This is a genomic window from Brevundimonas vesicularis NBRC 12165, assembly GCF_001592205.1.
GTDB lineage: Bacteria > Pseudomonadota > Alphaproteobacteria > Caulobacterales > Caulobacteraceae > Brevundimonas > Brevundimonas vesicularis.
In genome coordinates this window covers 122,721-136,011 of sequence record NZ_BCWM01000002.1, presented here as the reverse complement: position 1 = coordinate 136,011, position 13,291 = coordinate 122,721, and the positions used below count along the sequence as shown (strand labels likewise).

Below are 13,291 nucleotides of genomic sequence, written 5' to 3'. Positions count from 1 at the left end.
AGACGAATTAGACGGTGTTTTTCCGCTGCGACCGTCTGAATGGGCGTCGGCGCGTCAGCCCGCGCCCAGCAGGTCCGACCAGCGCCAGCTGCCCTTGCCCAGGGCCAGTTGCGCGCCGCCCGGGCGGTCTTCCAGCTTCAGAACCGCCAGGCCTGTCATGCGCTGGCTCTTGCACTCGGCCGGGGCGAAGGCGACTTCCAGGGCGATCGCCTGGCGCACGCCCGCCAGACCCTTGCCCGCCTGGTTGCGGCTTTGCAGCCAGTCGCCGTTCCAGACCAGAATGGCGCGGCCGTTCGCGTCCATATCCTGAGACGCGGCGATGACGGCGCGGCGCACCGCCTGGTCGTCGCGCACCGCGTCCTGGACCCAGCGCACCATGTCGCACGACCCGCCGCCCGAGCCTGAACCCGCGCCGGTCCCTCCCGAACCGCCCGATCCGCCGACGCCCGTTCCGCCGCCGCCGCCCGAACCTGCGCCGACCGTCATGGCGCCGGCGATCTGGGCCGCGCCCAGCAGGGGCAGGGGCGGACCCGGCGGCGCGGGCGCGGCCGGCAGGGGTTCGACGTCCAGCGGGCGTTTGCTCACCACCAGTCGCGGTCGCGCCGCCGCCACGGCTGGCGGTCGCCGCTGGGGCGCGGGCTTCGCCGGCGCGGCCGCCTGGGCGGCGGCGGCCGGCGCGTCGGGCTTTGGCGAGGGATCGGGCGCGATCACGCGCGCGGGCGGCGGCGGCGGCGGGGGCGGCTCGACCAGTTCGACCATCATCGGCGGCGTCTGCGGCGCCTCGACGATCGGCTCCGCCTGGCCGTGCATCAGCAGCGCCAGCCCCAGATGCGCGGCCAGGATCGGCGTCGCCGCCAGCGCCCAGCGCCGTGTGCGCGCCGTGCTCAATCGCCGATCCGTGATGGGAGTTGAACACGCCGCCGCATGGTCATCGGGACAAAACGCCTGTAAAAACCGCCAGGCTCTGTTGAAAACATTCGGTCGCGTCAGGAAAGTGGCGTCGTCGTGAATACAACCGCGCGAGGGCGCAGAGCGGTGATAGATGAGCGTATCCGCCCTCCGGCATCGGCCGTCGGCGGCGCAACGTCTTCACTGAGCCGATGGTTCCGTGCTCATGCAAGAATAACGCGAATATTCGATCTGCTTATAGTCAAGCTGACATGATGCCGCCCAAAGCGCGTCATTACTCCGCCTTGTCTCATACGCCATTTTCATCTTGCGCATGAACTGGGTGTGGCGCTCCCGGCAAGAAGGAAACAGAACTTGAGCAGATCGAAACTCAGGACGGCGGTCGTCGGCGGCGCCCTCATCGCCCTCGGCTTTGCGGCCAGCGGCTGCGCCAGCCATCGTTTCGTGCGTGATCAGGTCGAAGTCGTCGACAACCGCGTGATCACCGTCGAAGGCACCGCAGGCCAGGCCCTGCAACGCGCCAACGACGCGCACAAACTGGCCGAGGGCAAGTTTCTCTATCAGGTCGTGCTGTCGGACGATTCCGTGAAATTCCCCACCGACGCGGCGGCCCTGTCGCCCGAGGCCGAGCAGCGCCTGGCCCAGTTCGCCCAGCGTCTGCAGGGCGAGAACAAGAACGTCTATCTGGAAATCCAGGGCTACACCGACTCGACCGGCACGCCCGAGCATAACGACCAGCTGGGCGAGCAACGCGCCGAGGCCGTGCGTCGCTTCCTGAACCGCCAGGGCGTCGCCTTGAACCGCATGGCCACCATCTCCTACGGCCAGGAACAGCCGGTGGCCTCGAACGACACGCCCGAGGGCCGTTCGCAGAACCGCCGCGTGACCATCGTGGTCCTGGCCTAAGCCGCCTCGACCTTGAACGCCGGAACGGCGGCCGCCTTTCGCAGCGGCCGCCGTTTTCGTCTCTACAGCGTGTCGAAGAAGGCCGGCACGGCCTGCGTCGCCCGCCCGTAAACGCCTTCGTCGAACAGGCGCGCCCCCGACGTCGGCTCCAGGTTGATCTCGACCGTCCGCGCCCCGCCATATCGCGCCGCCTGCACGAACCCTGCCGCCGGATAGACCGCGCCCGACGTGCCGATGGACACGAACAGGTCGCACCGCGCCAGGGCCCGCTCGATCCGCTCCATCTGAAGCGGCATCTCCCCGAACCAGACGATGTGCGGCCGCATGACGCCCTCGGGGTGATGCGGCGAGGCTTCATCCGCCGCCATGTCCCCGGCCCAGTCCATCACCACGCCCGACCGGGTGCAGCGGCCTTTCAGCAGTTCGCCGTGCATATGGATCAGCTCGAAACCGGCGGCCGGCGGCGTCTCTTCATGCGCCCGATCGTGCAGATCATCGACGTTCTGCGTCACCAGCAGAAAGTCGCCCCGCCACCGCGCCGCCAACGCCGCCAGCGCCTGGTGCGCCGCATTAGGCTGGCCCTCGGCTAACTGCCGCCGCCGCTGGTTGTAGAAGTCCTGCACCAGCGCCGGATCGGCCGCATACCCTTCCGGCGTCGCCACATCCTCCACCCGATGCCCGCACCACAGCCCGTCCGACGCCCGAAACGTCGGCACGCCGCTCTCGGCCGATATGCCGGCTCCGGTCAGGACGACGAGGTTTGTGTGTGACATGACGGCTTCATACCATCCTGCGCCTGCCCTAGAAGAGAAGGGAATCGTTCAGGAGCCCCCGCCATGAAAACCCGCGCCGCCGTCGCCTTCGAGGCCAAACGTCCGTTGGAGATTGTCGAGGTCGATCTGGAGGGACCGCGCGCCGGCGAGGTGCTGATCGAGATCAAGGCCACCGGCATCTGCCACACCGACGCCTATACGCTGGACGGGCTGGACTCCGAGGGCGTCTTCCCCTCGATCCTGGGCCACGAGGGCGCGGGCGTGGTGGTCGAGGTGGGGCCGGGCGTGACCTCGGTCGCGGTCGGCGATCACGTCATCCCGCTGTACACGCCGGAATGCCGCCAGTGTAAGTCGTGCCTGTCGCGCAAGACCAACCTGTGCACAGCCATTCGAGGCACTCAGGGCAAGGGCGTCATGCCCGACGGCACCAGCCGCTTCAGCTACAAGGGTCAGGCCATCGCCCACTATATGGGCTGCTCGACCTTCTCGAACTTCACCGTCCTGCCCGAGATCGCGGTGGCCAAGATCCGCAAGGACGCGCCGTTCGACAAGGCCTGCTACGTCGGCTGCGGCGTGACCACCGGCGTCGGCGCCGTGGTCAACACGGCCAAGGTCGAGCCCGGCGCCAACTGCGTCGTCTTCGGCTTGGGCGGCATCGGCCTGAACGTCATCCAGGGGCTGAAGATGGTCGGGGCCGACATGATCGTCGGCGTAGACATCAACGGCGACAAGGAAGAATGGGGCCGTCGCTTCGGCATGACCCATTTCGTCAATCCGAAGGAGGTGTCCGACGTCGTGGCCCATCTGGTCCAGCTGACCGACGGCGGCGCGGACTACACCTTCGACTGCACCGGCAACACCGTCGTCATGCGCCAGGCGCTTGAGGCCTGCCACCGCGGCTGGGGCGAGAGCGTCGTCATCGGCGTCGCCGAATCCGGCAAGGAGATCGCCACCCGTCCGTTCCAGTTGGTGACCGGCCGCGTCTGGCGCGGTTCGGCCTTCGGCGGCGCGCGCGGCCGCACCGACACGCCCAGGATCGTCGACTGGTACATGGACGGCAAGATCGAGATCGACCCGATGATCACCCACACCTTCGCCCTGGACGACATCAACAAGGCCTTTGACCTGATGCACGAGGGCAAGAGCATCCGCTCGGTCGTGGTGTTCTGACGCCTTGCGCGTCGCCGGGTTCGTTGTTTAAGAAAACGGACTGAAAGAGGGAGGTCTGACCATGTTCACCCACGTCACCGTCGGCGCGAACGACATCGAGGCGTCACGCCGGTTCTATGACGCCGCGCTCGGCGCCCTTGGCGTCGAGCCGGGCCAGGGGCCGGATCCCAAGGGCCGCTACTGGTGGCGCACCCGCATGGGCGCCTTTGCGATCGGCGCGCCGATCGACGGCGAGCCGGCCTGCCATGCCAACGGCGGAACCATCGGTTTTCACGCCAAGACGTCCGAGATGGTCCAGGCCTTCCATGACGCCGGCGTCGCCGCGGGCGGTCGCGCCATCGAGGACCCGCCCGGCGAACGCAAGGGCCCCTTCGGCCCCATGATCCTGGCCTATCTGCGCGATCCCTCCGGCAACAAGATCTGCGCCATGCACCGAAAGGCCGACTGAGTGGAAACCATCAAGACCCACGCCGTCCACGGCGGAACCCTGCGCTATCTGAAGCACGACAGCCCAGCGACCGGCACGCCGATGACGCTGTCGGTCTTCACGCCGGCGGGCGAGGGGCCTTTCCCGGTGCTGATCTGGCTGTCGGGCCTGACCTGCACCGAGGATAATTTCACCACCAAGGCGGGGGCCTACCAGGCCGCCGCCGAACACGGCGTCATCATCGTGGCGCCCGACACCAGCCCGCGCGGAGAGGGCGTCGCCGACGATCCGGCCTATGATCTGGGTCAGGGCGCGGGCTTCTATCTGGATGCGACGCAGGCGCCCTGGGCGCCGCATTTCCGCATGGAGACCTATGTCACCGAAGAACTGATCGCCCTGATCGACGCCGAGTTTGCGACCACGGGCGTCCGCTCGATCAGCGGCCATTCGATGGGCGGCCACGGCGCCCTGACCCTGGCGCTGAACCACCCCGGCCTGTTCCGTTCGGTCTCCGCCTTCGCGCCGATCTGCTCGCCCACCCGGTGCGCCTGGGGCGAAAAGGCCTTCACCGCCTATCTGGGCGACGACCGGGCGACGTGGGACCGCCACGACGCCGCCAAGCTGATCGCCGCCGGCGCGGCGCGCGGCGTCTATGACGACATCCTGATCGACCAAGGCGACGCCGACAGCTTCCTGGCCGAGCAGCTGAAGCCCGAGCTGCTCCAAGCCGCCGCCGACGTAGCAGGCCAGAAGGTCACGATCCGTATGCAGCCCGGCTATGATCACTCCTACTTCTTCATGGCCAGCTTCATCGCCGACCACATCGCCTTCCATGCCGAACGCTTGAAGGTCTAAGCGCCAGATGGGACGCCGGGGTTTGATCGCTGTCGCAGTCCTGCTGCTGGCAGGCCCAGCCTTGGCGCAAGAGCAGGTCGGCGATCTGGATTGGCGGCCAAAGGTAGCCTCGCCGGCCTATGCGGCGGATGGGCCTGTTGTGCTTGTCGATCAGGGCCACGGCAGCGAGCAGACCATCGAAGGTCGTTATGCCGCCTTCGCCGCGCTGTTGCGGGCCGATGGATATCGGATCGAAGCCAGTCGGGGGCGTCTCGATGCGCCCGGCGCGCTTGATGGCGTGGTGGTGTTGGTCATCGCCAATCCGGCGCGACCGGCGGACGGCTCGCGCGCCTCGGCTTTCGACGACGACGAGATAGAGGCGATCCGCCGATGGGTGGAGCAGGGCGGTGCGTTGCTTCTGGCCGCCGATCACGCGCCCCATGGTTCCGCCGCCGAAGCCCTGGCTGCCAAGTTCGGGGTGACGATGGGCACGGGTTACGCCTTCCAGCCCGCGGGCGACGACGTTACGGCTAATCTGGTCTTTCCGCGCCCGGCGCTTGCGGATCATCCGATCGTCGAGGGGCGTGACCAAAGCGAGCGCTTGACGGTCGTCAAGAGCTTTACCGGGCAGTCGCTGTCGGGGCCGGCCGACACAACGGTGTTGCTTGCGATGAGCGCAGACGCGCGAGAGGCTCCCGATCTCGGAGCCTTGCAAACGATCCGAACGCGGCTTCGGGCCGGCCAGGATCCAGCCGTCGTCCTTGCCGAGCTGTCGCGGCCCGCCTTACCCGCCCAAGGTCTGGCTTTGCGCTTTGGCGCGGGGCGGGTCGTCGTGCTGGGAGAGGCGGGGATGCTCACGGCCCAGGTCGTGCCTTTTCCCGACCAGTCGGATCGCGAGCCCGTTCGCATGGGGCTGAATACGACCGGTCATGACGATCAGCAGTTCGTTCTGAACCTGATGCATTGGCTGTCGCGTCTGCTCCCCTGATGCTACAGGGCCGACATGAGCGCTTCTGATCCCTACGAACCCATGTTTTCCGCCCTGTGCCGCGAGGTAGGCTATTGCCTGCACGCCAAGGGGCAGAAGCGGGTGATCGAGGCCCTGCCGAAGGGGCTGGACGCCGCCGTACGCGCCGTCTTCGCGGCCGAGGGCGTGGATGAACCCAATGCGCCGGGCGATGTGAAGCGCGCCGTTCGCGATTGCCTGAAGGCGAACTTGCCAGCTTGACCGTTACGGGTCGATAAGTCGGAACAAATCCAGGCGCTGTCGCTTGGGTTTCATGAACGGGCGCCTAGATGAGGCGCATCGGAAACTTGTCGCGAGAGGAACCTCCCATGGCCTTCACCCTGCCCCCGCTGCCCTACGCCTATGACGCGCTGGAGCCGGCCATCGACAAGGAGACGATGACCTTCCACCACGACAAGCACCACCAGACCTATGTCGACAACCTGAACAAGGCCGTCGACGCCGACGAAAACCTGAAGGGCAAGTCGCTGGAGGAAATCTTCACCAGCATCTCCACCGCGCCCAAGGCCGTGCGCAACAACGGCGGCGGTCACTGGAACCACAGCCTGTTCTGGGAATTGCTGGCCCCGGCCGATCAGGCGGGTGAGCCCTCGGCCGAGCTGAAGGCCGCCATCGACGCCGATCTGGGCGGCATGGATAAGTTCAAGGAAGACTTCAACGCCGCCGGCGCCGCGCAGTTCGGTTCGGGCTGGGCCTGGCTGATCGTACAGAACGGCAAGCTGAAGATCACCTCGACCCCGAACCAGGACAATCCGCTGATGGACGTCGTGGACGAGCGCGGCGAGGTCATCCTGGGCGCCGACGTCTGGGAGCACGCCTATTATCTGAAATACCAGAACCGCCGCGCTGACTATCTGAAGTCGTTCTGGACGGTGGTGAACTGGAACAAGGTCAACGAACTCTACGCCGCCGCCAAATAAGGCCGGCTCAGACCAGAGACCGAGAGATGACGACGCCCGCCGGAACCTCCGGCGGGCGTTTTCGATTGCGTCATCGCAAACGGAGATCAAAGCGATGCGGATGATGATGACGGGGGCTGCTTTCGCGGCCCTGATGTTGGCGGCCTGTAACCCCAACGCAAACGCGCAGAAGCCCGGCGATCCCGCGCCGCCCAATCCCACCCAGACCGTCGCCGCGCCAGCCGAGAAGCCGGTCTATCGCTTCAAGATCGGCGCGCTGGACGCCATCGCCCTGTTCGACGGCGAGAACCCGGTCAAGAACGACAATCAGACCTTCGGCGTCGGCCTGACGCCGCAGGCGGTCGCCGCGCCCCTGACTGCCGCCGGACAGCCGGCCGATCCGATCATGCTGGAAATCCATCCGCTTCTGGTCAGGAACGGCGGCCGCACGATGCTGTTCGACACGGGCCTGGGCGAGGGCAAGGGCCAGTTGATGGACAGCCTGCAAGAGGCGGGCGTCGATCCGGCCTCGATCACCGACGTGCTGATCTCGCACGGCCACCCGGACCATGTCGGCGGCCTGATCCGCAACGGCGGCCTGGCCTTCCCCAATGCAGCGATCCGGATGTCGCAGGCGGAATGGGCGTCCGTCCGCGCTAATCCCGAACTGGCCGATCTGGTGCGGATCATCACGCCCAAGGTCCAGGCCTTCGAGCCGGGCGGCGAGGTCGCGCCGGGCGTCCAATCCCAGGACACGGCCGGCCATACGCCGGGCCACGTCGCCTATCTGATCGCCGACGGCCAGAACCAACTGCTCTACACCGGCGACCTGATGCACCACTGGATCCTGTCAGTCGAACATCCGGACTGGAAGGTCGGCTATGACGACGATCAGGCGGCAGGTCTGAAGGCGCGGCTGGACGAGGTGACGGCGCTGCGCAACTCCGGCGCCCACATCTACGCCTATCACTTCCCGTTCCCGGGCCTGGGCAAGGTCGCGACCCGCGAAGGTCGGGCGATGTTCATCTCCGAAGCCCAGTCTGCAAAGGATTAGGCCGCGAAGGACTAGATGCGAAGATCCACGCCGTGCCGGGTGCGCGCGTTCATACGCTCGGCATGGTGCTGGCGAACCATACGGCGCTGGCGCAGCATCTCATGGATACCGTCGGCGAGATCGAGCGGTTGGTGATCGCTCAAAGGCTCGACCAGGTCGACCAGCTGCGTCTTCAGCGTCTGCATGGCCTTGTCGGACAGGCCGGTCTGAAAGCTGTTGGGTTCGGTCTGCATTCCACTCCTCCTTGTCCTCATGCGTGGTTCGGTTGCGTCAAGGGAAGGGTGGGGCGACGGGATCGTTCCATTCCATCGTGCTTAACGGCCCGCCGTGCTTGACTCCGCCGCCCCCGCTGGCCATAAGCGCCGCCTTCCACGGGTCCGCTTCGGCGGGGCCGGGATGAATGACGGAAGATGCGTGGACCGCCGTTGAGATCGCATTCCCAATCCAGGGGATGCCGGGCCGTATCGTCGAAAAGAGAATAGAATGTCCAAGCGCCACAGCGCCAAGTACAAGATCGACCGGGCCATGGGTGAGAACCTGTGGGGCCGCGCTAAGTCGCCGGTCAACAAGCGTTCTTACGGTCCCGGCCAGCACGGCCAGCGTCGCAAGTCCAAGGTTTCGGACTTCGGTCTGCAACTGAAGGCCAAGCAGAAGCTGAAGGGCTACTACGGCAACATCACCGAGAAGCAGTTCGCCAAGACCTATGACGAGGCTGCACGTCGCAAGGGCAACACCTCGGAAAACCTGATCGGTCTGCTGGAATCGCGCCTGGACGCCGTCGTCTACCGCGCCAAGTTCGTCCCGACCGTCTGGGCCGCTCGCCAGTTCGTCAGCCACGGCCACGTCCTGGTCAACGGCAAGAAGGTCGACATCGCCTCCTACCGCGTGAAGCCGGAAGACGTCGTCACCGTGAAGGAAAAGTCGCGCAACATGGCTCTGGTGCTTGAAGCCCAGCAGTCGTCGGAACGCGACGTGCCGGATTACCTGGAACTGTCGGACCGCTCGTTCTCGGTTCGCTACGTCCGCGTGCCGGAACTGTCGGACGTGCCGTATGCCGTGAAGATGGAACCGAACCTGGTCGTCGAATACTACGCTTCGTAAGCGGAGTTTTCTTCAGAGCGGCTATCGGCCTTCGGCCTACTTGAGCCGCTTCTGGATTTGAGTTTGGAGGGCCTCGGATTCGTCCGGGGCCTTTCGTTTTTTATCCTGTTCCCTCCAAGGGCGAACAGGCGCATTCTCGGCCGGTTCAGGCTTTGAGGCAGGGGAGGTCGTCAGTTGCGCGACTCCATCATGAAACGCTTGGCTTTGATCGCCGCCGCATCGGCGGGCCTGGCCGCCTGCGCCAGCCGCGGCGAGCCGATTGTCTCCACCGCGGGCATGCCCGGCGCGCTGGAGCCGATCCACGCCGCCGCCTTCACCAAGGACCAGGCCGTCTTCTGGGTCAGTTCGAACGGCTGCACGGCCAAGGAAGACCTGATCCCGATCGTCAGCCTGCAGGGCGGCAGCGCCGTCATCACCCTGCGCCGCATCGACGAGGACAAGTGCAAGCAGGACCTGGTCCAGGGCGTCGAGCTGAAGTGGTCGTTCGAGGAGCTGGGCCTGACGCCCGGCTCGCCCGTCAGCGTCAACAACCCCTATCAGATGCCCCGCTCCTGAAAACGGCTGTAGCGTTTCGTTAAGCCTGTTCGAGCGCGTCTGATTAAGCAACGTCCGCTACGACGACAGACCGTCCCCCCAAGGTCTGTAGCCTCATGCGCTTCTTCACCTGCCTGACCGACGACCATAATCTCTGGCTCGTCGCGTTGGCCGCCGGCCTGTGCCTGATCGGTTCGATCATCACCTTCCGCTTGTATCGCCGCCTGCGCGCCGCCGAAAAGGGCACGCGTCTGGCCTGGGCCTTCATGGGCGCGGTAGCGACCGGGGCGACGATCTGGTGCACCCATTTCGTGGCGATGATCGCCTATGAGCCCGGCGTCACCATCAGCTACGGCCCGGTTCTGACCGGCCTGTCCCTGGGCGTCGCCATCGCCGGCAGCGCGCTGGCGCTGTGGGTGGCCTCGCGCCGGATGCCCGCCTCGGCCGAGATCGGCGGCGTGCTGTTCGGCCTGACCGTGGTGGCGATGCACTATACCGGCATGGCGGCTTTTGCGACCGACGCCGTCATCCACTGGTCGGCCGCCTATGTCGCCGCCTCCGTGGCGGGGGCGGTCGTCCTGGGCGCCCTGGCGTTTAATCGCGCCCGGCAGTCCGGCAAGGTCGTCCCGGTCGTGCTGATGGTCCTGGGCATCGTGGCCCTGCACTTCACCGGCATGGCCGCCATGACGATCGTGCCGGTCGGGGCGCTGGTCGATATGGGCGCTGTCGGATCGACTAATCTGGTCCTGGCCTTCGCCGTCTCCGCCGTTGGATTGATGATGCTGGGCACCGGCGTCGCCAGCCACGCCCTGGACGTCCAGTCCCGGCTTCAGGCCAAGGCGCGCCTGGATCACCTGATCGAGGGCAGCGTCGATGGCATGGTGGTCGAACAGGACGGCGTCATCCTGGCCGCCAACGCCGCCTTCGCGGATCTGGCGGGCGTCCCCCACCACGCCCTGATCGGCGAACCGCTGTCGCGCTGGATCGCCGGCGTCGCCGATCTGGCGGTCAACGGCCTGAGCCAGTCCAAACTGGTCGCCGAAGGCGGGGCGGACATCCCCGTCGAGATCGCCGTGCGCCGCGACTGCGGTATGGATCACGTCATGATCTACGCCGTGCGCGATCTGCGCATGCGTCAGGCGCAGGAGCGTCGCATCGCCCATCTGGCGCGTAACGACGGCCTGACCGGCCTGCCCAACCGCTCGTCCTTCCTGGAATGGCTGACGCGCCAGACCGCCGACCTGACCGTTCCGAACAAGGTGGCCCTTTTGGCCATGGATCTGGACCGGTTCAAGGAGGTCAACGACGTTCACGGCCATGCCGCCGGCGACCAGCTTCTGATCCAGATCGCCGAACGGATGCGCGCCTGCCTGCGCCACGACGAGTTCATCGCGCGCCTGGGCGGGGACGAGTTCGTCGCCGTCGTGCCGATCCGGCAAAAGGACGACGCCCTGGATCTGGTCGCGCGCCTGCGCGACGCGGTCACCGCCCCGGTCGTGCTGGACCATGCCGAGGTCGCCTGCGGCCTCAGCACCGGCATCGCGATCTGGCCCGACGACGCCCACGACCCGTCGGCCCTGATCAATGACGCAGACCTGGCCATGTACCGCGCCAAGGCCTCGCTGGGGACCGACGTCTGCTTCTACGAGGAGGAGATGGACGAGGCGGTGCGCAATCGCCGTCGCATGGCCCAGCAGATGCGCGAGGCTCTGGATCAGGGCCAGTTCAGCCTGAACTGGCAGCTGCAGGCCGCCGTCGATACCGGCGACATCACGGGTTACGAGGTGCTGCTGCGCTGGATCCAGCCGGACGGGACCTTCATCTCGCCGGCCGACTTCATTCCTCTGGCCGAAGAGAACGGTCTGATCCTGCCGATCGGCGAATGGGTGCTGCGCACCGCCTGCGCCGAGGCCGCCAGCTGGACCGAACCACACAAGATCGCCGTCAACCTGTCGCCGGTGCAGCTAGGCCACGTCGACCTCCCGCGCCTGGTGCATCAGGTCTTGGTGGAGACCGGCCTGTCGCCGTCGCGGCTGGAGCTGGAGATCACCGAGACAGCCATGATCACCGACATGGAACGCACGACCCACGTCCTGCGCCAGCTGAAGCTGCTGGGCGTCTCCATCGCCATGGACGACTTCGGCACCGGCTATTCGTCGCTGTCGACCCTGCGCGCCTTCCCGTTCGACAAGATCAAGCTGGATCGCTCCTTCATGTCCGAACTGGACGGCGGACCTCAGTCGGCCGCCATCATTCGCGCCGTCCTGGCCCTGGGCGAGAGCCTGCATATCCCCGTCCTGGCCGAAGGCGTCGAGACGCTGGAGCAGCTGGCCTTCCTGCGCGACCAGGGCTGCGACGAGGTCCAGGGCTATCTGCTCGGCCGCCCCCAGAAGACGGCCGAGGCGGAAGTCCAGGCGGCCGCACGTGTCTTGTGGGCCGTCGATCCTTCGATGGAAGAGGCCGCCTGATCAGGCGGGAGTGTTGGCGCGATCATAGGCGGGCCAAACGCCCTTGGCGGCGCCGCGATACTGCACCGGCAGGCCTTCATCCTCACCCAGGGCGACGGCCGCATGGTGCGCCCAGTGCGGATCGTCCAGCGCCGCGCGTGCGATGGCGATGAAGTCCGCCTGACCGGACGCCACGATGTCCTCGGCCTGCTCAGGATCGAAGATCATGCCGACGGCCATCACATTGGCCTGCGGCGTCGCCGCCTTCACGGCCTGGGCGAACCGCAGTTGATAGCCCGGCTCGCCGCCCGGAATCTTCGCCTGCGCGACGTTCCCGCCCGACGTCAAGTGCAGATAGTCGTAGCCCATGTCGTGCAGCGCCTGACCAAGGGCCGTCACCTCGTCCAGGGCGATCCCGCCCTCGACCCAGTCCGAGCCGTTGAAGCGTACGCCAAGCACCTTGGTCCGGGGCCAGGCGTCGCGCAGGGCCTGGGCGACCCGCAGCGGGAAGCGCGCCCGGTTCTCGTACGATCCGCCGAAATCGTCGGTGCGGTGGTTGGACACCGGCGACAGGAACTGGGTCAGCAAATAGCCGTGGGCGGCGTGCAGTTCGACCAGATCGAACCCTGCGCGGTCTGCCCGCCGCGCCGCGTCCTCGAAGGCGGCGACGACGCGATCCATGTCGGCCGGGGTCATGGCGGTCGGCGTGTGCCAGTCATCCTTGAACGGTTCGGCCGAGGCGCTGAAGGTTTCCCACGCGCCGTCTTCAGCCTTCAAGGCGCCGCCGCCCTTCCACGGCGCGCTGGTCGAGGCCTTGCGTCCGGCGTGGGCCAACTGGATGCCGATCGGGGTGTCGCTGTAGGTGCGGATGTCGCGGATGATCCGGGCGAAGGCCTCTTCCTGGGCGTCGTTCCACAGGCCGGTGTCGTCCGGCGTGATCCGTCCCGCCGCCTCGACCCCCGTCGCCTCGACGATGACCAGTCCCGCGCCGGAGATCGCCAGTCGGCCCAGATGCTGCACGTGCCAGGGCTGGGGCACGCCGTCGATGGCCGAATACTGGCACATCGGCGCGATGGCGACGCGGTTCTTCAGCGTCAGGGGGCCGACGGCGCGGGGCGAGAACAGCTGGCTCATGAAGGACGATCCGTGGGGCAGGAGAGGGGGGACTGTAGCTATGGCGGTTGCGGTCACGTTCAACCCCGATCCTTTC

At 66.8% G+C, this 13,291-nt stretch carries 15 protein-coding genes; 11 read left to right on the top strand and 4 right to left on the bottom strand.

Annotation, left to right across the window (positions count from 1 at the left end):
- Positions 1-54: 54 nt before the first annotated feature.
- The gene (locus tag BVE01S_RS02245) at positions 55-888 is read right to left on the bottom strand and encodes a hypothetical protein (RefSeq protein ID WP_084375244.1); all 834 of its coding nucleotides are present in this window, start codon (positions 886-888) and stop codon (positions 55-57) included.
- A 375-nt stretch (positions 889-1,263) separates the two neighbouring features.
- On the opposite strand from BVE01S_RS02245, the gene BVE01S_RS02240 reads away from it, so the two are divergent.
- Positions 1,264-1,815, top strand: coding sequence for an OmpA family protein (locus BVE01S_RS02240; RefSeq protein WP_066623656.1), 552 nt, complete (start codon positions 1,264-1,266; stop codon positions 1,813-1,815).
- Positions 1,816-1,877: 62 nt separating this feature from the next.
- Here the strand turns inward: BVE01S_RS02240 and BVE01S_RS02235 are convergent, their stop codons facing one another.
- Positions 1,878-2,588 (bottom strand): NAD-dependent deacylase, encoded by a 711-nt coding sequence (locus BVE01S_RS02235; RefSeq protein ID WP_066623652.1) that lies wholly within the window; start codon positions 2,586-2,588, stop codon positions 1,878-1,880.
- Between the two features lie 63 nt (positions 2,589-2,651).
- Between BVE01S_RS02235 and BVE01S_RS02230 the strand changes: the two genes are divergently transcribed.
- The 7 genes from BVE01S_RS02230 (at position 2,652) to BVE01S_RS02200 (ending at position 7,999) form a co-directional block, all read left to right on the top strand.
- Positions 2,652-3,758, top strand: coding sequence for an S-(hydroxymethyl)glutathione dehydrogenase/class III alcohol dehydrogenase (locus tag BVE01S_RS02230; RefSeq protein ID WP_066623650.1), 1,107 nt, complete (start codon positions 2,652-2,654; stop codon positions 3,756-3,758).
- A 61-nt stretch (positions 3,759-3,819) separates the two neighbouring features.
- Positions 3,820-4,206: a VOC family protein gene (locus tag BVE01S_RS02225; protein WP_066623645.1), complete on the top strand. Its 387-nt coding sequence runs from the start codon at positions 3,820-3,822 to the stop codon at positions 4,204-4,206.
- A complete protein-coding gene (gene fghA, locus BVE01S_RS02220; RefSeq protein ID WP_066623641.1) occupies positions 4,207-5,040 on the top strand; it encodes an S-formylglutathione hydrolase in 834 nt (277 codons plus the stop codon).
- Positions 5,041-5,062: 22 nt separating this feature from the next.
- A complete protein-coding gene (locus BVE01S_RS02215; protein WP_240612129.1) occupies positions 5,063-6,007 on the top strand; it encodes a DUF4350 domain-containing protein in 945 nt (314 codons plus the stop codon).
- A 15-nt stretch (positions 6,008-6,022) separates the two neighbouring features.
- A complete protein-coding gene (locus BVE01S_RS02210; protein ID WP_039244260.1) occupies positions 6,023-6,247 on the top strand; it encodes a hypothetical protein in 225 nt (74 codons plus the stop codon).
- Positions 6,248-6,354: 107 nt separating this feature from the next.
- Positions 6,355-6,966, top strand: coding sequence for a superoxide dismutase (locus tag BVE01S_RS02205; RefSeq protein WP_017504687.1), 612 nt, complete (start codon positions 6,355-6,357; stop codon positions 6,964-6,966).
- A gap of 94 nt (positions 6,967-7,060) precedes the next feature.
- Positions 7,061-7,999 (top strand): MBL fold metallo-hydrolase, encoded by a 939-nt coding sequence (locus BVE01S_RS02200; RefSeq protein WP_066623635.1) that lies wholly within the window; start codon positions 7,061-7,063, stop codon positions 7,997-7,999.
- Between the two features lie 11 nt (positions 8,000-8,010).
- On the opposite strand, the gene BVE01S_RS02195 is transcribed toward BVE01S_RS02200, so the two are convergent.
- Entirely contained in the window at positions 8,011-8,232 is a 222-nt protein-coding gene (locus BVE01S_RS02195; RefSeq protein ID WP_066623632.1) for a hypothetical protein, read from the bottom strand.
- Between the two features lie 250 nt (positions 8,233-8,482).
- Here BVE01S_RS02195 and rpsD point away from each other — a divergent pair, with 250 nt between their 5' ends.
- The 3 genes from rpsD to BVE01S_RS02180 all read left to right on the top strand — a co-directional run bounded on the left by rpsD (position 8,483) and on the right by BVE01S_RS02180 (position 12,102).
- Positions 8,483-9,100, top strand: coding sequence for a 30S ribosomal protein S4 (gene rpsD / locus BVE01S_RS02190; RefSeq protein ID WP_055806141.1), 618 nt, complete (start codon positions 8,483-8,485; stop codon positions 9,098-9,100).
- 189 nt (positions 9,101-9,289) lie between these two features.
- Positions 9,290-9,655 (top strand): hypothetical protein, encoded by a 366-nt coding sequence (locus tag BVE01S_RS02185; RefSeq protein WP_066624103.1) that lies wholly within the window; start codon positions 9,290-9,292, stop codon positions 9,653-9,655.
- Between the two features lie 95 nt (positions 9,656-9,750).
- On the top strand, positions 9,751-12,102 hold the full coding sequence (locus BVE01S_RS02180) for a bifunctional diguanylate cyclase/phosphodiesterase (protein ID WP_066623629.1): 2,352 nt from the start codon (positions 9,751-9,753) through the stop codon (positions 12,100-12,102).
- Here BVE01S_RS02180 and BVE01S_RS02175 read toward each other — a convergent pair whose 3' ends face one another.
- The gene (locus tag BVE01S_RS02175) at positions 12,103-13,215 is read right to left on the bottom strand and encodes an NADH:flavin oxidoreductase/NADH oxidase (protein WP_066623625.1); all 1,113 of its coding nucleotides are present in this window, start codon (positions 13,213-13,215) and stop codon (positions 12,103-12,105) included. It lies immediately after the preceding gene.
- Between the last annotated feature and the right edge of the window lie 76 nt (positions 13,216-13,291).

What these genes read in the sequence shown, in the direction of transcription:
- BVE01S_RS02235 (WP_066623652.1), bottom strand. Translation starts at nt 2,588, where the DNA reads ATGTCACACACAAACCTCGTCGTCCTGACCGGAGCCGGCATATCGGCC.
- BVE01S_RS02230 (WP_066623650.1), top strand. Translation starts at nt 2,652, where the DNA reads ATGAAAACCCGCGCCGCCGTCGCCTTCGAGGCCAAACGTCCGTTGGAG.
- BVE01S_RS02225 (WP_066623645.1), top strand. Translation starts at nt 3,820, where the DNA reads ATGTTCACCCACGTCACCGTCGGCGCGAACGACATCGAGGCGTCACGC.
- BVE01S_RS02210 (WP_039244260.1), top strand. Translation starts at nt 6,023, where the DNA reads ATGAGCGCTTCTGATCCCTACGAACCCATGTTTTCCGCCCTGTGCCGC.
- BVE01S_RS02205 (WP_017504687.1), top strand. Translation starts at nt 6,355, where the DNA reads ATGGCCTTCACCCTGCCCCCGCTGCCCTACGCCTATGACGCGCTGGAG.
- BVE01S_RS02200 (WP_066623635.1), top strand. Translation starts at nt 7,061, where the DNA reads ATGCGGATGATGATGACGGGGGCTGCTTTCGCGGCCCTGATGTTGGCG.
- BVE01S_RS02195 (WP_066623632.1), bottom strand. Translation starts at nt 8,232, where the DNA reads ATGCAGACCGAACCCAACAGCTTTCAGACCGGCCTGTCCGACAAGGCC.
- rpsD (WP_055806141.1), top strand. Translation starts at nt 8,483, where the DNA reads ATGTCCAAGCGCCACAGCGCCAAGTACAAGATCGACCGGGCCATGGGT.
- BVE01S_RS02185 (WP_066624103.1), top strand. Translation starts at nt 9,290, where the DNA reads ATGAAACGCTTGGCTTTGATCGCCGCCGCATCGGCGGGCCTGGCCGCC.
- BVE01S_RS02180 (WP_066623629.1), top strand. Translation starts at nt 9,751, where the DNA reads ATGCGCTTCTTCACCTGCCTGACCGACGACCATAATCTCTGGCTCGTC.
- BVE01S_RS02175 (WP_066623625.1), bottom strand. Translation starts at nt 13,215, where the DNA reads ATGAGCCAGCTGTTCTCGCCCCGCGCCGTCGGCCCCCTGACGCTGAAG.